The 18,713-nt window shown below is 70.8% G+C and carries 14 protein-coding genes; 6 read left to right on the top strand and 8 right to left on the bottom strand.

Features of this window, described 5'->3' with window-relative positions:
* Positions 1–30 precede the first annotated feature (30 nt).
* Positions 31–2,850 carry a trehalose monomycolate exporter MmpL3 gene (mmpL3, locus tag ACJ512_RS01855; RefSeq protein ID WP_461479944.1) on the top strand — a complete coding sequence of 940 codons (2,820 nt, stop codon included), beginning with the start codon at positions 31–33 and terminating at the stop codon, positions 2,848–2,850.
* A 12-nt stretch (positions 2,851–2,862) separates the two neighbouring features.
* On the opposite strand, the gene ACJ512_RS01850 is transcribed toward mmpL3, so the two are convergent.
* On the bottom strand, positions 2,863–4,023 hold the full coding sequence (locus ACJ512_RS01850) for an AI-2E family transporter (RefSeq protein ID WP_407689150.1): 1,161 nt from the start codon (positions 4,021–4,023) through the stop codon (positions 2,863–2,865).
* Between the two features lie 121 nt (positions 4,024–4,144).
* Here ACJ512_RS01850 and ACJ512_RS01845 point away from each other — a divergent pair, with 121 nt between their 5' ends.
* Positions 4,145–5,326 carry a lysylphosphatidylglycerol synthase transmembrane domain-containing protein gene (locus ACJ512_RS01845; protein ID WP_407689151.1) on the top strand — a complete coding sequence of 394 codons (1,182 nt, stop codon included), beginning with the start codon at positions 4,145–4,147 and terminating at the stop codon, positions 5,324–5,326.
* A 105-nt stretch (positions 5,327–5,431) separates the two neighbouring features.
* Here ACJ512_RS01845 and ACJ512_RS01840 read toward each other — a convergent pair whose 3' ends face one another.
* Positions 5,432–5,983, bottom strand: coding sequence for a hemophore (locus ACJ512_RS01840; RefSeq protein WP_407689152.1), 552 nt, complete (start codon positions 5,981–5,983; stop codon positions 5,432–5,434).
* Between the two features lie 342 nt (positions 5,984–6,325).
* Here ACJ512_RS01840 and ACJ512_RS01835 point away from each other — a divergent pair, with 342 nt between their 5' ends.
* Positions 6,326–9,349, top strand: a complete 3,024-nt coding sequence (locus ACJ512_RS01835; RefSeq protein WP_407689153.1) for an MMPL family transporter — start codon at positions 6,326–6,328, stop codon at positions 9,347–9,349.
* Complete coding sequence (locus tag ACJ512_RS01830) at positions 9,346–9,870, top strand: XRE family transcriptional regulator (protein ID WP_407689154.1); 525 nt, start codon at positions 9,346–9,348, stop codon at positions 9,868–9,870. The genes ACJ512_RS01835 and ACJ512_RS01830 overlap by 4 nt, the downstream gene beginning before the upstream one ends.
* Before the next feature lie 4 nt (positions 9,871–9,874).
* Here the strand turns inward: ACJ512_RS01830 and ACJ512_RS01825 are convergent, their stop codons facing one another.
* A complete protein-coding gene (locus ACJ512_RS01825) occupies positions 9,875–10,564 on the bottom strand; it encodes a hypothetical protein (RefSeq protein ID WP_407689155.1) in 690 nt (229 codons plus the stop codon).
* On the bottom strand, positions 10,561–11,205 hold the full coding sequence (locus tag ACJ512_RS01820; protein ID WP_407689156.1) for a hypothetical protein: 645 nt from the start codon (positions 11,203–11,205) through the stop codon (positions 10,561–10,563). The genes ACJ512_RS01825 and ACJ512_RS01820 overlap by 4 nt, the downstream gene beginning before the upstream one ends.
* 42 nt (positions 11,206–11,247) lie before the next feature.
* Between ACJ512_RS01820 and ACJ512_RS01815 the strand changes: the two genes are divergently transcribed.
* A complete protein-coding gene (locus ACJ512_RS01815) occupies positions 11,248–13,233 on the top strand; it encodes a M13 family metallopeptidase (protein ID WP_407689157.1) in 1,986 nt (661 codons plus the stop codon).
* Positions 13,234–13,248: 15 nt separating this feature from the next.
* On the opposite strand, the gene ACJ512_RS01810 is transcribed toward ACJ512_RS01815, so the two are convergent.
* From ACJ512_RS01810 to ricR, 3 genes are all read right to left on the bottom strand, one after another.
* Positions 13,249–14,235, bottom strand: a complete 987-nt coding sequence (locus ACJ512_RS01810) for a L,D-transpeptidase (protein WP_461479943.1) — start codon at positions 14,233–14,235, stop codon at positions 13,249–13,251.
* Between the two features lie 117 nt (positions 14,236–14,352).
* Positions 14,353–15,597, bottom strand: coding sequence for an MFS transporter (locus tag ACJ512_RS01805; RefSeq protein WP_407689668.1), 1,245 nt, complete (start codon positions 15,595–15,597; stop codon positions 14,353–14,355).
* Between the two features lie 113 nt (positions 15,598–15,710).
* Complete coding sequence (gene ricR, locus ACJ512_RS01800; protein WP_407689667.1) at positions 15,711–16,001, bottom strand: copper-sensing transcriptional repressor RicR; 291 nt, start codon at positions 15,999–16,001, stop codon at positions 15,711–15,713.
* A 145-nt stretch (positions 16,002–16,146) separates the two neighbouring features.
* Here ricR and ilvD point away from each other — a divergent pair, with 145 nt between their 5' ends.
* Complete coding sequence (ilvD, locus tag ACJ512_RS01795) at positions 16,147–17,862, top strand: dihydroxy-acid dehydratase (RefSeq protein ID WP_407689666.1); 1,716 nt, start codon at positions 16,147–16,149, stop codon at positions 17,860–17,862.
* 150 nt (positions 17,863–18,012) lie between these two features.
* On the opposite strand, the gene ACJ512_RS01790 is transcribed toward ilvD, so the two are convergent.
* A complete protein-coding gene (locus ACJ512_RS01790) occupies positions 18,013–18,672 on the bottom strand; it encodes an O-methyltransferase (RefSeq protein ID WP_461479942.1) in 660 nt (219 codons plus the stop codon).
* Between the last annotated feature and the right edge of the window lie 41 nt (positions 18,673–18,713).

Here is an 18,713-nt window from a genome sequence, read left to right as displayed (position 1 = left end):
GGGTCGGTAACGATCCAGTAAGGAGTTTGCGTGTTCGCCTGGTGGGGTCGAACTGTGTACCGCTACCGGTACATCGTTATCGGGGTCACGGTAGCTCTGTGCCTGATCGGCGGCGCATTCGGGATAAGCCTGGGCAAGCACGTCACGCAGAGCGGTTTCTACGACGAGGGCAGCCAGTCGGTCAAGGCCTCGATCATCGGTGACAACGTCTACGGCCGGGACCGCAGCGGCCACATCGTGGCCATCTTCAAGGCGCCCGCCGGCAAGACCGTCAACGACCCGGCCTGGTCGAAGAAGATCACCGACGAACTCAACACGTTCCAGAAGGACCACCCCGACCAGGTCATGGGCTGGGCCGGCTACCTCCGCGCACCCGACACCACCAACCCCGTGGTCAAGGGCATGGCGACCGACGACAAGAAGTACACGTTCGTCTCCATCCCGCTCAAGGGCGACGACGACGACACCATCCTGAACAACTACAAGGACGTCGCCCCGGCCCTGCAGAAGCTGGACGGCGGCACGGTCCAGCTGGCCGGGCTCGAACCGGTGGCCAACGCGCTGACCGGCACCATCGCGACCGACCAGCGCCGGATGGAGGTGCTGGCGCTGCCGCTGGTGGCGGTGGTGTTGTTCCTGGTGTTCGGCGGCGTGATCGCCGCCTGCCTGCCGGTGATGGTCGGCGGATTGAGCATCGCGGGCGGCCTGGGCATCCTGCGGTTGCTCGCGGTCTTCGGGCCGGTGCACTTCTTCGCCCAGCCGGTGGTCTCGCTGATCGGGCTGGGTATCGCGGTGGACTACGGCCTGTTCGTGGTGAGCCGGTTCCGTGAGGAGATCGCCGAGGGCTACGACACCGAGTCCGCGGTGCGGCGCACCGTGATGACCGCCGGGCGCACCATCGCGTTCTCGGCGGTGCTGATCATCGCGTCGGGCGCCAGCCTGCTGATGCTGCCGCAGGGCTTCGTGAAGTCGCTGACCTACGCGCTGATCGCCGCGGTGGGGCTTGCCGCGCTGCTGTCGATCTCGCTGCTGCCCGCCTGCCTTGGCATCCTGGGCAAGCACGTCGACGCCCTGGGCGTGCGGACGCTGTTCCGCGTGCCGTTCCTGCGCAACTGGAAGGTCTCGCGCGCCTACCTCAACTGGCTCGCCGACCGCCTGCAGAAGACGAAGACCCGCGAAGAGGTCGAGGCCGGCTTCTGGGGCAAGCTGGTCAACTGGGTGATGAAGCGGCCGCTGGTGTTCGCCATCCCGATCGTCGTCGGCATGATCCTGCTGGTCATCCCGCTGGGCAACCTGAAGCTGGGCGGCATGAGCGAGAAGTACCTGCCGCCCGACAACTCGGTGCGCCTGGCGCAGGAGCATTTCGACAAGCTCTTCCCCGGCTACCGCACCAATCCGCTGACCCTGGTGATCCAGACGACCAACCACCAGCCCGTCACCGACGCCCAGATCGCCGACGTCCGCAACCGGGCGATGTCGATCAGCGGCTTCATCGACCCGGACAACGATCCGGCGAAGATGTGGCAGGAGCGCAGCTACGCGCCGGGCGCGTCGAAGGACCCCTCGGTCCGGGTGCTGCAGAACGGGCTGATCAACCCCGGTGACGCCCCGAAGAAGCTGAGCGAGCTGCGCTCGATCGCCCCGCCCAAGGGGCTCGAGATATGGGTCGGTGGCACGCCCGCCCTCGAACAGGACTCGATCCACAGCCTGTTCGCCCAGATGCCGCTCATGCTCGTCGTGCTGCTGACCGCGACCATGCTGTTGATGTTCCTGGCCTTCGGGTCGTTCGTGCTGCCGGTCAAGGCGGCGGTGATGAGCGCCCTGACGCTCGGGTCCACCATGGGCATCCTGACGTGGATCTTCGTCGACGGGCACTTCGCGAAGTGGCTCAATTTCACCGCCACCCCGCTGACCGCGCCGGTGATCGCCCTCGTCGTGGCGGTGGGCTACGGCCTGGCCACCGACTACGAGGTGTTCCTGGTGTCGCGGATGGTCGAGGCGCGGGAACGCGGCATGTCCACGGCGGAGGCCATCCGGATCGGCACCGCCACCACCGGCCGGATCATCACCGCGGCCGCGCTGGTGCTCGCCGTGGTCGCGGGATCGTTCGTGTTCTCCGACCTGGTGATGATGAAATACCTGGCCTTCGGCCTGATGGCGGCGCTGCTGCTGGACGCGACCGTGGTGCGGATGTTCCTCGTGCCGTCGGTGATGAAGCTGCTCGGCGACGACTGCTGGTGGGCGCCGCGCTGGGCCCGGCGGCTGCAGAACCGCCTCGGCCTGGGCGAGACCAACCTGCCCGACGAGCGCAAGCGGCCCACCATCAACGGCCGGCCCGCGCGGCCCCCGGTCTCGGCGGGCGCGCTGGTCGCCGCCGCCCCGCGGACACTGCACGACCCCACGCACCCGGGCGCGCCCGAGCCGGCGCGGCCCCGCCTGTCGGGCCCCGCCCGGGCCGACGCGCCCGACCGGAGCGCGAGCGCCGCGACCGGCAACCAGAAACCACCCGGCCGGGAACGGCCGGCCGACTCCCGCGGCCCCGGCCAGCCCGCCCCCGCGCGGCCCCCGTCACCTCCGGCGCCGCCGCCCTCCGCCGGTCAGACCCGGGCCATTCCGGTCCCGACCGCGGACGCGGCCGACAAGGCCGAGGCCGGCGATCCCGCCGAACCCACCAAGGCCATGCCGGTCATGCGCTCGGAGGCCGACGACTCCGAGACCGCCACGGAAAAGCTCAACGCCCGCGCGCAGGAACCCGGGCAGCAGGACGACACCGACAAGGCGCGCCAGCGCCGTCGCATCGGCGGCGCGCTCAGCGCCCAGGACCTGCTGCGCCGCGAGGGCCGGCTGTAGGTCCGGCGGCGCTCAATCCCGGCCGTCCTCGGGCTGGTCGGGTTCCGCCCGGAGGATGACCCCGACGTCCTCGTCGTCGCCGGTCTGCTCCCTGGCTTCGGCGTCGGGATCGCGGGCGAGCAGCACCTGCAGCGCGTTGTTGAGGAAGGCGACCGACGGCACGGCCAGCAGGGCGCCGACGATCCCGGCGAGCACACCGCCGGTGGAGATCGCCAGCACCACCCCGAGCGGGTGAATCGAGACCGCGCGCCCCATCACCAGCGGTTGCAGCAGATGGGCTTCGATCTGGTTGACCACCACGAGCAACCCCAGCGTGATGAGCGCGTAGACGAACCCCTTGGCGAGCAGCGCGACTATCACGGCCAGGAACCCGGCGACCACCGCACCGACCAGGGGGATGAAGGCGCCCAGGAACACCAGCGAGGCCAGGGGCAGCGCCAGCGGTATCCCCATGATCGCCAGGCCGGTGCCGACCCCGGCGGCATCGGTCAGCGCCACCAGGAAGGTGGCCCGCACGTACCCGATCAGGGAGCCGTACCCGGCGTGGCCGGCCGCGAGCACCCGGTCGCGGGAGTGGGCGGGGATGATCTTGGCGACGTACTGCCAGATGTTGCGCCCGTCGTAGAGGAAGAAGATCAGGGTGAACAGGACCAGCACCGCGGCCGTGACCACCTCGGTGATGGTGGCGGCGGTGGACAGCGCGCCGCTGGTCAGTTTCGCCTGGTTGTTGCGCAGGGCCTCGATCGCGGCGTTGCCCGCGCTGTCGATCTGGTCGCCGCTGAAGTGCGGCGGCCCCTGGATGAGCCACCTGCGGGTGGAGTCGATGCTCTGGGTGACCTGGTCGGTCAGGCCGGGCAGGCCGTCGATGAACTGGGTGATGACGAACGCCAGGATGCCGCCCAGGATCGCCAGTCCGCCGAGCAGGACCAGCGCCACCGCCCCGCCGCGGGGCAGGCCCCGCCGGTCCATCCAGTCGACCGCCGGCACCAGCAGGGCGCTCAGCATCAGCGCCAGCAACACCGGTACGACGATGATCTCGAGTTTCTTGAGCAGCCAGGCCAGGGCGACCAGCGCGGCAAAGATGACCAGCAAACGCCACGCCCAGGCCGCGGTCTTGCGGACCAGGGGCTCGACGGCGGCCGCGTCAGAGGGTTTGTCGACGTTTCCCGACATTGCGCCAGCCTATCGATGTGCGCGTCGCGGCCTTCGATGCCGGCACGATCCGGTTACGACGGCGACACGGTCGGAGCCGCGTCCCGACCGCCGCGCCACCTGCACGGTTACCCTAAAGCACGTGTCTCACGACGCACCCGCCCGCAAGCTCGACTTGCCCCGCGAGGAGACCTCGCGCGGCAAGTACTGGTGGCTGCGGTGGGTCATTCTCGGCATCGTCGGAATCGTGCTGGCCGTCGAGGTTTCGCTCGGCTGGGACCAGCTGACCAAGGGCTGGGTGAGCGTCTACGAGGCCAACTGGTGGTGGCTGCTGGCGGCGGTGGCGGCGGCGGCCGCGTCGATGCACAGCTTCGCCCAGATCCAGCGAACCCTGCTGAAGTCCGCCGGGGTCCACGTCAAACAGTTGCGGTCGGAGGCCGCCTTCTACGCCGCCAACTCGCTGAGCACCACCCTGCCCGGCGGGCCCGTGCTGTCGGCGACGTTCCTGCTGCGCCAGCAGCGGATCTGGGGCGCCTCGACGGTGGTCGCGTCGTGGCAGCTGGTGATGTCCGGGGTGCTGCAGGCGGTCGGCCTGGCGCTGCTGGGCCTGGGCGGGGCGTTCTTCCTGGGCGCGAAGAACAACCCGTTCTCGCTGCTGTTCACCCTGGGCGGCTTCGTCGCGTTGCTGCTGCTGGCCCAGGCGGTGGCCTCGCGCCCGGAGCTGATCGACGGCATCGGCTGCCGGGTGCTGTCATGGGTCAACTCCGTGCGCGGCAGGCCGGCCGACACCGGCCTGGAGAAGTGGCGCGAGACGCTGATGCAGCTGGAGTCGGTGAGCCTGGGCCGGCGCGACCTGGCCGTGGCGTTCAGCTGGTCGCTGTTCAACTGGATCGCCGACGTCGCCTGCCTGGGCTTCGCGGCCTACGCGGCCGGCGACCACGCGTCGGTCGCCGGGTTGACGGTCGCCTACGCGGCCGCCCGCGCGGTCGGCACGATACCGCTGATGCCGGGCGGGCTGTTGATCGTCGAGGCGGTGCTGGTGCCGGGCCTGGTGTCCAGCGGCATGTCGCTGCCCAGCGCCATCTCGGCGATGCTGATCTACCGGCTGATCAGCTGGTTGCTGATCGCCGCCGTCGGCTGGGTGGTGTTCTTCTTCGTGTTCCGCACCGAGAACGCCGACGACGTCGCCGTCCCCGACTACGACGACGACGACGCCCCGGCCGCACGGTCACCCATGCCGGATCGGGGGCCGGCCGACCCGACCGAAACGGCCCTGCAGGGCCCCCTGCCGCCGCCCGACCACGACCCGGAGGCCGGGGGTTGACGCGTCGTCGGGCGATGTCACCGAACGGGCGATGTCACCGAACGTGAACCCACTGCGAAATTCGGCGAGGATTTTCGCAGTGGATTCACGCTCGGCGCGACATCACTAGCCGACGGTGTTGTTCCGCGGCGGGCCCGAGAGCGGGTTGGCGGCCGCCGGCGCCGGTCCGGTCGCCGCGGGCGGGGCGCCCGTCGTCCCGCCGACCGGCAGCGCGCCGGCCGCACCGCCCGGCAGCCCGCCGGCGCCCTGCATCTGCTGCATCATTCCCATGGCCTGCGGGATGCTGATCGGCAGCTTGCACCGCAGCGACAGCCCGGTCAGCGGGTCGGAGATCTTCTGCATGTCGGCGGCGACCTTGGGGTTGGCCTCGAAGTAGGTCTTCAGCGTCCCGAGGGACTGCGGCCCGGACTGCTGCTCCAGCAACGCGGTCATCGTCTGGTTGGTCTCGGGGTGCGAGTCCAGGTAGTCGCCCATCGACTTGACGACCGAACCGGCGGTCCGGGCGACCTCGCTGGCCGAGCACGGGTCCTTGGCGCCGCTCGCGGGCGGCCCGGCCGCCACCGCCACCGCGGCGACGGCGCCCGGCACCAGCGCGGCGAGCGTTCCGAGCGAGAGTCTGCGCAGTCTGCGGCGCACGGTCGCGGGGCCTGTGGTCATCGAAGAAATCCTCCAAGCTTGCGACGGCGCGACCGGATTTCCCCCGGGTGCCACGCCGTCGGATCGGCTGCGGTCAACGGCCCTTTTTTCGCAGAGTTCCCCAACCCCTCGCGCGGCCACCGGCCATCCTGCCAGCCCGGCGGTGCGGCTGCCAACGCATGTGATCGACATCGCCTGCGGCGGGCGAGGTCACCGATGCGCAACGACTTGGCCCCGTCTTGGCAACATCGGTGTTGCCGCAGCTCAGGATGCGAATAAGCCCAACACGTACACAGCCGGCTGCGGTATCCTCGCCTGCACGCGTCGCGTGAGAAGACCGGGGAGCCCAACATCCAGCAGTACATGATGCGCGTCAGCCGCAGCCTGCGCAGATACCGCTGGGTCGTGTTCGCGGGCTGGTTGCTGGCGCTGGTGCCGGCGGTGTACCTGGCGCTGACGCAGTCCGGAAACCTCACCGGCGGTGGTTTCGAGGTGGCCGGCTCGCAGTCGCTGCTGGTCCACGACCAACTGCAGGATCAGTACCGCGAACTGGGGGCGTCGTCGCTGGCGCTGGTGGCCGCACCCCGCCCGGACGCCACCTACCAGGACATGAGCGACGCGGTCGCGGAGCTGCGGGGGATCGTCGGGCAGTTCCCCGGCGTGACCGAGGCACCCAGTCCCCGGCAGCGGCCGCCGCAACCCGACCGGCCCTACGTGCTGTCGCTGCGGCTGGACGCCCACAACTCCGGCACCAGCGACGTCGCCAAACAGCTGCGCACCAGGATCGGCGTCCAGGGCGACCAACCGGGTCACACCGCCAACGGCCGGGTGCGGCTGTACGTCATCGGCCAGGGCGCGCTCAGCGCCGCGGCGGCGGCCAACACCAAGCACGACATCGCGGCCGCCGAACGCTGGAACCTGCCGATCATCCTGATCGTCCTGCTGGCGGTGTTCGGGTCCCTGGCGGCCGCCGCGATCCCGCTCGCCCTGGGCATCTGCACCGTCGTGGTCACCATGGGTTTGGTCTACCTGCTGTCCGACTACACCACCATGTCGGTGTTCGCGGCGCCGACGGTGTCGATGTTCGGCATCGCGCTGGCCGTCGACTATTCGCTGTTCATCCTGATGCGCTTCCGCGAGGAGCTGCGCTCGGGCCGGGAGCCCCGCGAGGCCGTCGACGCCGCGATGGCCACGTCCGGGCTGGCCGTGGTGTTGTCCGGGCTGACCGTCGTCGCCTCCATGACCGCGATCTACCTGATCAACACCCCGGCGCTGAAGTCGATGGCCACCGGGGCGATCCTGGCCGTCGCGGTGGCGATGCTGACGTCGACCACCCTGACACCGGCGGTGCTGGCGACGTTCGGCCGCGCGGCGGCCCGCAGGTCGGCGCTGCTGCGCTGGTCGCGCCAGCCGGACTGCACCCAGTCGAGGTTCTGGAACCGCTGGATCGGCGGGGTGATGCACCGGCCGTGGATCTCGGCGCTGGCCGCGTCGGCCCTTCTGCTCGTCATGGCGGTACCCGTCTCGTCGATGGTGCTGGGCAACAGCCTGCTGCGCCAGTTCGACTCCTCGCACGAGATCCGCGCCGGCGTGGCCGCCGCGGCCCAGGCGCTCGGCCCCGGCACGCTGGGCCCGATCCAGGTGCTCGTCACGTTCCCCGACGGCGGGGCGTCCGCACCCGAGCACAGCCGGCTACTCGGCGCGATCCGTCAGCGGATGGCGCAGGCCCCCGACGTCACCTCGGTCTCGCCGCCGCAGTTCGCCGACGACAACGGCAGCGCCCTGCTGTCCGCGGTGCTCTCGGTCGACCCCGACGACCTGAGCGCCCGGCAGACCGTCGGCTGGCTGCGCGCGCAGCTGCCCAAGGTGCCCGGCGCGGGAACGGCCCGCGTCGACGTCGGCGGACCGACCGCGCTGATCAAGGACTTCGACGACCGGGTGTCGCAGACCGAGCCGCTGGTGCTGCTCTTCGTCGCCCTCATCGCGTTCGTGATGCTGCTGCTGTCCATCCACTCGGTGTTCCTGGCGCTCAAGGGCGTGGTGATGACGCTGCTGTCGGTGGCGGCCGCCTACGGCAGCCTGGTGATGGTGTTCCAGTGGGGCTGGCTGGCCGACCTGGGGTTCCCCCGGATCGACTCGATCGACAGCACCGTGCCCCCGCTGGTGCTCGCGATGACCTTCGGGCTGTCGATGGACTACGAGATCTTCCTGCTCACCCGCATCCGGGAACGGTTCCTGCACACCGGGAACACCCGCGATGCCGTCGCGTGCGGCGTGAGCACCAGCGCCCGCACGATCACCAGCGCAGCCCTGATCATGATCGCGGTGTTCATCGGGTTCGCGTCCGCCGGCATGCCGCTGGTCGCCGAGATCGGCGTGGCCTGCGCGGTCGCGATCGCGGTCGACGCCACCGTGGTTCGGCTGGTCCTGGTGCCGGCGCTGATGGCGATGTTCGCGCAGTGGAACTGGTGGATTCCGCCCTGGCTGTCGCGCGTCCTGCCGTCGGTCGACTTCGACCGGCCGCTGCCCGAGGTCGACCTCGGCGACGTCGTGGTCATCCCCGACGACATCTCGGCCCTGGTCGCCCCCAGCGCCGACCTGCGCGTGGTGCTCAAGTCGGCCGCCAAGCTCAAACACCTGGCTCCCGACGCGATCTGCGTGGCCGACCCGCTGGCCTTCACCGGCTGTGCCCGCAACGGCGCGAAAGCCGGCACCGGCCGGGACCGGGGACTGGGCCCGGGCCAGATTCCGCACCACGTCGACCTCGGCGAGGAAAGCGCGCTGGTCGCGGCAGGCCCGGCCCGGAACGGCAACGGCAACGGCAACGGCCATCCCGCCACGAGGCCGGCCGGGGTGCGGGCCTCCCGCAACGGCATCGCCCGCGCGATCACCGGAAACGGCCGTCCGGTGCACCCGGTCACGCTGTGGCGGGGGCGGCTGTCGGTCGCCCTCGACGCGCTGCAGACCAGCGGGGACGTCGGCGAGGAGTCGCGGTTCGAGCGGCGCAGCCCGGTGGAGACCGCCAACGTGCAACTGCCCACCGGGGACCGCCTGCTGGTCCCGACCGGCGCCGAGGCGCTGCGCCTGAAGGGCTACCTGATCATGTGCCGTAACACCAGCCGCGACTACGCCGATTTCGCGGATATGGTCGGCACGGTGGAACCCGAAACCGCCGCTCTCGTTCTGGGCACAATGGACAGGTACTACTGTTGTGGGTCATCGGGGCGGGAATGGATCGCCACCCAGTTGGTCCGTCGGCTCGCAGACCCACATCCTTGCGACTTCACCGAAGAGCAGTGGTCCGGACCGGACGCCAGGGCGGACTGGGACGAGGTGAGACACCGCTGCCTGTCGGTGGCCGTGGCGATGCTGGAGGAGGCGAGGTGACGTTGGCATCCGACCGACGCCCCGCGTCGCCGTCGCAGCGGTCCGGCGGCGAATCCCTGCCCGACCCCGACCAGCCGGTCGAATTCTGGTCGACCGCCGCCATCCGGTCGGCGCTGCAGGGCGGGGACATCGCGACCTGGAAGCGCATCGCGGCCGCCCTGAAACGCGACCCGTACGGGCGGACCGCCCGCCAGGTCGAGGAGGTCCTGGACGTAACCCGGCCGTACGGCATCACGGGCATCACGGGCATCTCCAGGGCCCTGTGGGAGGTGCTGGAACGGGCCCGCGCCCACCTGGACGCCAACGAACGCGCCGAGGTGGCCCGCCACGTGCGGGTGCTGATCGACCGGTCCGGCCTGGCCGAACACGAATTCGCCTCCCGCATCGGGGTGGATCCCGAAGACCTGGCCACCTACCTGGCCGGCGGCGCCAGCCCGTCGGCCTCGCTGATGATCCGGATGCGCCGGTTGTCGGACCGGTTCGTCAAGGTCAAGTCCGCGCGCGCCGCGGAATCCAACTGATCGCTCAGCGCGAGTTCACCGGCACCACGTCGGACACCAGCCACGCGCTGCCGCGCTTGACCAGCCCCACCCGCAACGCCGGCGCCGCGCGGCCGGGCGGCTGCCCGGGCGCGCTCTGCGTCACCCGCAGGATCACCGCCACGCTGGCCACCACGGGGCCGATGGCCTCGACCCCGGCCGCCAGCGCGGTGGCCTGCGCGGTGACGTTCTGGCGGGCGAGCTCGGCGCTGGACTTGGTGTACTGCTCCTTGAACGCCCCCGCCCGTTCCGGCACCGTCATCGCCGCGGCCCGGTCGATGGAACTCGCCGGTGCGCCCGGGGTGAACGACGCCATCGCCTCGGCCATCCTCGTGGCGATCTGCACCACCTCGCGCGAGTCCCGGTCGAAGGCGCGATCGGCCCGCGTCCAGTGCGTGTAGCCGGTCAGCACCGCCGCCGCCAGGGCGGCCGTGCACAGGAAAACCACGGCCAGCCGCAGTCCCGGCGCCTCGTCGTCGGTGCCGACGCTGACCGAGTCGCGGCGCAGCAGCCAGAAGTTGACGCCCACCCCTTCCACGATCAGCAGCACCAGCGCCGAGCATGCCGCCACCCACCACAGCGGCCAGGCGAGCACCACCCCCACCGCCAGCAGCGCGGCGATCGCGGCCAGCGGGGCCACGACGTCGAAGGCCAGCAGCCGCCAGGCGTTCCTCATCGGATCGACTCCAGCTTGGAGATCATCAGCTTGCCGTCCACGTCGGAGACGTCGAGCCGCAGGTTCCAGTGCACCGTCTGCGGCTTGGCGCCGGCGTTCTCGCTGACTGACGTCGCGACCAGCAGCACCGAGTCCGTGCGGCTGGCGAACGGCGGCAACTTCGTGGTGACGGTGGATCTGGGGGGCCGCGCGGCGCCGGGCTGGGTGTCCAGGTCGCGGTGCAGCGTGTCGATCGCCACCGCCTCGATGCGGCCGCTGCTGCGCGACTGCAGCTTCGCCACCACCTGCCGGTAGGGCTGCACGGCGGCGTCGAAGTCGGCGTTGAGTTCCCCGACGGTCCCGTCGTGCAGCCGCTGCAGGCTGGCGTCGATGTTGCCGCTGTTCATGTTGATCAGCACACCCGACCAGTCGGCGGCGGTCTGCATGACGCGGGTCAGGTAGGTGCGCTCGGCCACCGCGTCGCGGTGGCCGGACCAGACGAGGGCGCCGAGCACGACCGCGGCCACCGAGAGCACGCCGAGAACGGCCGAGGCGACGCCGTAGTGGGAGAAGATGCGGTCGTCGGCGGGACCGGTGTCCGGCGGGGCGGAGTCGTCGGCCTCTTCGCGCGCCGGTGACCCGGTTTGCTCGCCGTCGGACATGGCCCGATCGTCGCACCCCCGCGCAGATGGAAGGATGGCAGGGTGACAGTTGAGGCCATCCGCTCGGGCATCGACCTGAGCCATGTCGACCCGAACGCCCGCCCCCAGGACGACCTGTTCGGTCATGTCAACGGCCGCTGGCTCGCCGAATACGCCATTCCCGCGGACCGGGCCACCGACGGTGCGTTCCGCCAGCTGTTCGACCGCGCCGAGGAGCAGGTGCGCGACCTGATCAGGGAGGCCGGCGGCGGCGGAGCGGCCCCGGGCACCGATCAGCAGCGCATCGGCGACCTCTACGCGAGCTTCCTCGACGAGCAGGCCGTCGAACGCCGGGGCCTACAGCCGCTGCGACACGAGCTGGCGAGCATCGACGGGGCCGCCGACCCGGCCGCGCTGGCCGCGGTGCTGGGCGCCCTGCAGCGCACCGGGGTCGGCGGCGGCGTCGGGCTGTATGTGGACACCGACTCCAAGAACTCGGCCCGCTACCTGGTGCACCTCACCCAGTCGGGCATCGGGTTGCCCGACGAGTCGTACTTTCGCGAGGAGCGGCACGCCGCGGTGCTGGCCGCCTATCCGCGCCACATCGCGCGGATGTTCTCGCTGGTGTTCGGCGGCGACCCCGAACACCACGCCGAGACCGCGGCCCGCATCGTGGCGCTGGAGACGAAAATGGCTGCTGCGCACTGGGATGTGGTCAAGCGCCGCGACGCCGACCTGACCTACAACCTGCGCACGTTCGCCGAGGTGCGCTCCGAAGGGGCCGGCTTCGACTGGGACGGCTGGGTCGGCGCGCTGGGCGGCACGCCCGAGGCGGTCGCCGAAGTCGTGGTGCGCCAACCCGATTACCTCACCGCCTTCGCCGGCCTGTGGCAAAGCGAGGACTTCGAGGACTGGAAGCGCTGGGCGCACTGGCGGGTGATCCGGGCGCGCGCCGCCTGGTTGACCGACGCCGTCGTCGCCGCCGACTTCGACTTCTACGGACGGCTGCTGACCGGCGCCGAGCAGATCCGCGACCGCTGGAAGCGGGGCGTGTCGCTGGTGGAGAGCCTGATGGGCGATGCCGTCGGAAAGCTGTACGTGCAAAGACATTTCCCGCCCGGCGCCAAGGCCCGCATCGACGCGCTGGTGGAGAACCTGGAGGCGGCCTACCGGGTCAGCATCAACGATCTGGAGTGGATGACGCCGCAGACCCGGGAGCGCGCCCTGGCCAAGCTGGCCAAGTTCACCGCCAAGGTCGGCTACCCGGCGAAGTGGCGCGACTACTCGGCGCTGGTGATCGACCGCGACGACCTGTACGGCAACTACCGGCGCGGATACGCCGTCAACCACGACCGCGAGCTGGCCAAGCTCGGCGGTCCGGTCGACCGTGACGAGTGGTTCATGACGCCGCAGACCGTCAACGCCTACTACAACCCGGGGATGAACGAGATCGTCTTTCCCGCAGCGATTCTGCAGCCGCCGTTCTTCGACGCCGGGGCCGACGACGCGGCCAACTACGGCGGGATCGGCGCGGTGATCGGGCACGAGATCGGCCACGGCTTCGACGACCAGGGTGCCAAGTACGACGGCGACGGCAACCTGGTCGACTGGTGGACCGACGACGACCGCACCGAGTTCGGCGCCCGCACCAAGGCGTTGATCGAGCAGTACGAGGGGTACATCCCCCGGGCGCTGAGCAACGGCCACCACGTGAACGGCGCGTTCACCGTCGGGGAGAACATCGGCGACCTGGGCGGGCTGTCCATCGCGCTGCTGGCCTACGAGCTGTCGCTGGGCGGGAAGCCCGCCCCCGTCATCGACGGGCTCACCGGCGTGCAGCGCGTGTTCTACGGCTGGGCCCAGGTGTGGCGCACCAAATCCCGTGACGCCGAGGCGATCCGGCGGCTGGCCGTCGACCCGCACTCACCGCCGGAGTTCCGCTGCAACGGGGTCGTGCGTAACATCGACGCGTTCTACGAGGCGTTCGGTGTCGGCGAGGGCGACGCGCTGTTCCTGGAGCCGGCGCGCCGCGTCCGCATCTGGAACTGACCCTGGGCGAGCAGGCTAGTTCTGCCAGTCGTTGGAGCCGTCGTTCTTCTTGTAGGTGCCGACGGAGTTCTTCACGACGATCGGGTCGCCAGGGCCGAAGTTGTCGTAGAACCACTTCGCGTTGGAGGGGCTGATGTTGATGCAGCCGTGGCTGACGTCGCGCTTGCCCTGGTCGCTCACCGACCACGGCGCGCTGTGCACATAGTCGCCGACGTTGTCGAAGCGGACAGCGTCGGTCACCGTCACCTTGTAGCCATAGGCGGAGTTGACGGGCACCCCGTAGGTCGAGGAGTCCATCACCACCGACGCCTTCTTGTCCTGCACCCAATAGGTGCCGTTGGGCGTCTGGTGGCCTCCGGCCGCCATCCCCATCGACATCGGGAAGGTCTTCTCCACCACGCCGTTGCGGGTGATGGTCAGCTGGTGCGTGGCGTCGTCGGCCGTCGCCACCAGCGCGTCCCCGGTCATGAAGTTGGAGACGGTGCCGCCTGCGTCGATGGTCACCGCGGTGTGGGCCGGCCAGAAGCTCAGGGGGCGCCACCGCAGCTGCGTCGGGGTCATCCAGTAGAACTTGCCCGGCACCGCGGGAACCGACGAGACGTGCACCGCGTCCACGGCGGCGCCGGCGTCGTCGACGCGGCCGGGGAAGTTGATGATGATCGGCTGGGCCACCCCGACGGTCGAGCCCGGCGCCGGGACGAAGCTGGGCGGACCGAACGGCGCGACGCCGGTGAACGGCGCGGGGTTCTGCCCGGCGGCGGGACCCGTGTAGGCTTGCTGCGCCATGGGCGCCGGCGCCAGCGGCCCGGGCGCCAGCGGCCCGGGTGCGGGGTCGGCCGGCGGCACGCCCCACGGCGGCGGGGCGGGCGGGTCGACGGGGCCGGCCACCAGCCCCGGATCCCCGGGGGCCTGATCCGGATCCGCCACGGCGGGCCCCGCGGTCAGCACCAGCAGCGGCGCCACGACCGCGGCCAGTCCGGCTGCCCTCGTCCAGCGCGACATGTGTATCCCTCCCGTCACCTTCCTGAAACAGTGTGGCACAACGCGGTGACCAGCTACCTTTTCCGCGGCCGCCGCGCGACCGGAAAATGGCCGCAAAACCCCCTTTGAGCTGGGGACTTATGAATCGCGTGAGCTTGCCGGTGTGACGTCCAGCATCTTCCTGTTGGCGGCCACGCCGACCAGTGCGACGCCCATCAGGCCCGCCGACGCGGCCAGCATCAGGGCGACGCTGCGCTCGTACAACAGCCCGCCCGCCAGCGAACCCGCCATGATGCCCACCTGGAACGCCGTCACGTACAGGCCCGACGCGCCGTCCGGGTCGGAGGACCCCTTGCGCATCGCCGCGGCCTGCATCATCGGCGACACGGCGGTGGCCATCGCCCCCCACAGCACGATCGCGCCCGTCCCGATCAGCACGGTCGCCGCGTTGAGCCGGCCGCCGAACGCCAGCGCGGTGAGCACCACGAACGCCGCGGTCAGCCCCGCCATGCAGCAGATGATGGCGCCCCGGGGGCGGCGGTCCAGCGGCCGCGCCACCAGCGGCATCGCCAGCAGGCCCGCGAAGCCGTAGGCCGCCAGCAGCCAGGCCAGGTTCGGGCCGTGCACGCCGACGACGTTGCGGATGATCACCACGATGAACGTGTAGGACACGAAGTGGCCGGTGACCGCGACCATCGCGAGCAGGCTCACCGTGATCAGCGCCCCGTTGCGGTGGTGCCGCGACCGCGGGCCCACGTGGGCGAGCTGGTCCTCGCTGAGCACCATCTCCGGCAGCACCAGCCGGGCCGCCACCGTGACGACGGCCGCGGCGACGGTGATGCACACGACCGCCAGGCGCCAGCCCCACATCAGGCTCAGGGCGGCCGTCAGCGGGCTACCGACGACCAGCGCCAGGCTGGTCCCGACGTAGATCGACGTGGTCGCCCGCCCGGCGTGGCTGGGCGGCACCAGCCGGGTCGCGATCGGGGCGATCACCGACCACAGCAGGCCGTGGGTCAGCGCGCAGAGCACCCGTCCGGCGGCCAGTACCGCGAAGTTGGGCGCCAGCGCCGAGATGACCTGCGAGGCGGTCAGGCAGGTCAGGCTGAGCATCAGCGCCCGCCGGCGCGGCAGGTGCGCGGTCCAGCGCACGAGCGGGACCGTCGTCAGCGCGGCGACCAGCGCGTACCAGGTCAGCAGTGTGCCCACCGCGACCAGGCTGACGTGCAGGTTGCGTGCGATCGACGGGAGGGCGCCGACGGGCAGGATCTCGGCGGTGACGTAGGTGAAGGCGGCCGCGGCCAGCACGGCGAGCTGCGCGGCGACCCGTGGCGTCCACGTTCGCGCGGCAACGGTGGCGGTTTCGGCAGTCATGGCAGTCATCGCTTCGGGGCGCGCAACCTGTCGGGCGAGGTGCTTGCGAGATCACGCTGTCCCTACCGTACGCACCGCAACGACGGGTTCCCCCGCCTTTGCGTTTCAACACGCCTGCGTTATCAGGAACGTACCAAACGCGCGATGGCGGCCGATGCCTCGGCCAGTTTGTCCTCGGCGTCGCTGCCGCCCTCGGCCACGGCTCGGGTGACGCAGTGGTTCAGGTGCTCGTCGAGCAGGTTCAGCGCCACCGAACGCAGGGCGCTGTTGACCGCGCTGATCTGGGTGAGGACGTCGATGCAGTACTTGTCTTCCTCGATCATGCGCGCGATGCCGCGCACCTGACCCTCGATACGCCGCAGCCTCTTGGCGTAATTGTCTTTCTGCTGCGAGTATCCGTGCGCGGTCGTCATCGCTTTTCTCACCCCTGCCAACTTTTCTCACCCCTGCCAATACGTGCCTGCCGTGGTACGGGCCCACGGCCCGAATTCTACCTCATACCCCGCCGGGGTATGACCCGCGCATTTGCCGCGCGGGGGGCTCGCGCATACTTGCACGATGGCCACACCAACCGATTCGCCGCCAGTCGCCGACATCAAACCGCGTAGTCGCGACGTCACCGACGGCCTGGAGAAGACCGCCGCCCGTGGCATGTTGCGCGCGGTCGGGATGGGTGACGAAGATTTCGCCAAGCCGCAGATCGGGGTCGCGTCGTCGTGGAACGAGATCACGCCGTGCAACCTGTCACTGCAGCGCCTCGCCGTGGCGGTCAAAGAAGGGGTGTTCGCCGCGGGCGGCTACCCGCTGGAGTTCGGCACCATCTCGGTGTCCGACGGCATCTCGATGGGGCACGAGGGCATGCACTTCTCGCTGCCCTCGCGCGAGCTGATCGCCGACAGCGTCGAAACCGTGATTCAGGCCGAGCGGCTCGACGGCTCGGTGCTGCTGGCCGGCTGTGACAAGTCGCTGCCCGGGATGCTGATGGCGGCCGCCCGCCTGGACCTGGCTTCGGTGTTCCTCTACGCGGGCACCATCCTGCCGGGGTTGGCCAAGCTCTCCGACGGCAGCGAACGCGAGGTCACGGTCATCGACGCCTTCGAGGCGGTGGGTGCCTGCGCCCGCGGGTTGATGCCGCGGGAGGACGTCGACGCGATCGAGCGCGCGATCTGCCCCGGCGAGGGCGCCTGCGGCGGCATGTACACCGCCAACACGATGGCCAGCGCCGCCGAGGCGCTGGGCATGTCGCTGCCCGGCAGCGCGGCCCCGCCGGCCACCGACCGCCGCCGCGACGGGTTCGCCCGCCGCAGCGGCGAGGCCGTCGTCGGGTTGCTGCGGCGCGGCATCACCGCCCGCGACATCCTCACCAGGGAGGCGTTCGAGAACGCCATCGCGGTGGTGATGGCGTTCGGCGGTTCGACCAACGCGGTGCTGCACCTGCTGGCCATCGCCCACGAGGCCCGGGTCGCGTTGGCGCTGGACGACTTCAACCGGATCGGGTCAAAGGTGCCGCACCTGGCCGACGTCAAGCCGTTCGGCCGCCACGTCATGTCCGACGTCGACCACATCGGGGGCATCCCGGTGGCGATGAAGGCGTTGCTGGACGCGGGCCTGCTGCACGGCGACTGCCTGACCGTGACGGGCCGCACCGTCGCCGAGAACCTGGCCGCGATCGCCCCGCCCGACCCCGACGGGAAGGTGCTGCGCGCGCTGAGCAACCCGATGCACCCGACCGGGGGGATCACGATCCTGCGCGGATCGCTGGCACCCGACGGCGCGGTCGTCAAGACCGCCGGCCTGGACTCCGACGTGTTCGAGGGAACCGCAAGGGTTTTCGACGGCGAGCGGGCGGCACTGGACGCTCTCGAGGACGGCACCGTCGTCAAGGGCGACGCCGTGGTGATCCGCTACGAGGGCCCCAAGGGCGGCCCGGGAATGCGCGAGATGCTCGCCATCACCGGCGCGATCAAGGGCGCCGGCCTGGGCAAGGACGTGCTGCTGCTCACCGACGGCCGCTTCTCCGGCGGGACGACGGGCTTCTGCGTCGGCCACATCGCTCCGGAGGCCCTCGACGGCGGGCCGATCGCCCTGCTGCGCGACGGCGACCGGATCCGGCTCGACGCCGGCGCCCGCACCCTCGACGTGCTGGCCGACCCGGACGAATTCGCCGCGCGGCGCGACAGCGTCACACCGCCGGCGCCGCGGTACACCTCCGGTGTGCTCGCCAAATACGTCAAGCTGGTCGGGTCGGCGGCCGGCGGCGCGGTCTGCGGTTAGGCCGCGCGCCGTCGATCACCGCCGGCCTGGTTCTCCCGGTCCTCCCCTGGTTCCGCGACACGTAAACCGTTGCGACGACACGCCGGTGGGAATCGCATTGATTTATGTCTCGCGCGGCGGATGCGCCCACGCTCCTCGCCCTGGCGTCGTCTAGCGAACCAGCGCGACGGCGAAGCCGTCCCAGTCTTTGGCTCCGACGGTCTGGATCACCGCGGTGTCCAGGCGGGGATGATCACCCATCAGCTGCAGCGCCTGGCGGGACGCCAGCGCCGCCGCGTCCGCGGCCGCCGGGTCGAGGATCTTGCCCTCGCGAATCACGTTGTCCAGCAAGATGACCGCGCCGCGACGGGCCAGCCTCACCGCCCACTGCAGATAGGCGACGTTGTTCTCTTTGTCGGCGTCGATGAAAACCAGGTCGAACGGGTCGCCGGTGAGCGTCGGCAGCGTGTCCAGCGCCGCCCCGACCACCACCTCAACCCGGTCAGCGACCCCGGCGCGCTGCAGATTGGCGCGGGCGATCTCGGCGTGCCTCGGCTCGTATTCCAGGGTGACCACCCGCCCGCGGGGGCCGGCCCCCCGGGCCAGCCAGATGGCGCTGTATCCGCCCAGGGTGCCGATCTCGAGGATCCGCCGGGCGCCGACCGCCCCGGCCAGCAGGCTGAGGAATTTGCCCTGCTGCGCGGAGACGGCGATCGGGGGCAGGCCGGCCGCGTGGCTGGCCTCCGCCGCCGCGGCCAGGGCCGGGTCGTCGCCAAGCATTGTGGTATCGAGGAATTCGTCGACGTCGCGGGGCGTGGGTTTCGGGCTCATTGGTAGTCGGGGGCGCGGTGCTCGTTGAGCCCGTTTCCCCT

This window comes from Mycobacterium cajalii, from assembly GCF_045809005.2.
Taxonomy (GTDB): domain Bacteria; phylum Actinomycetota; class Actinomycetes; order Mycobacteriales; family Mycobacteriaceae; genus Mycobacterium.
This window is presented reverse-complemented; position numbering and strand designations above follow the sequence as displayed.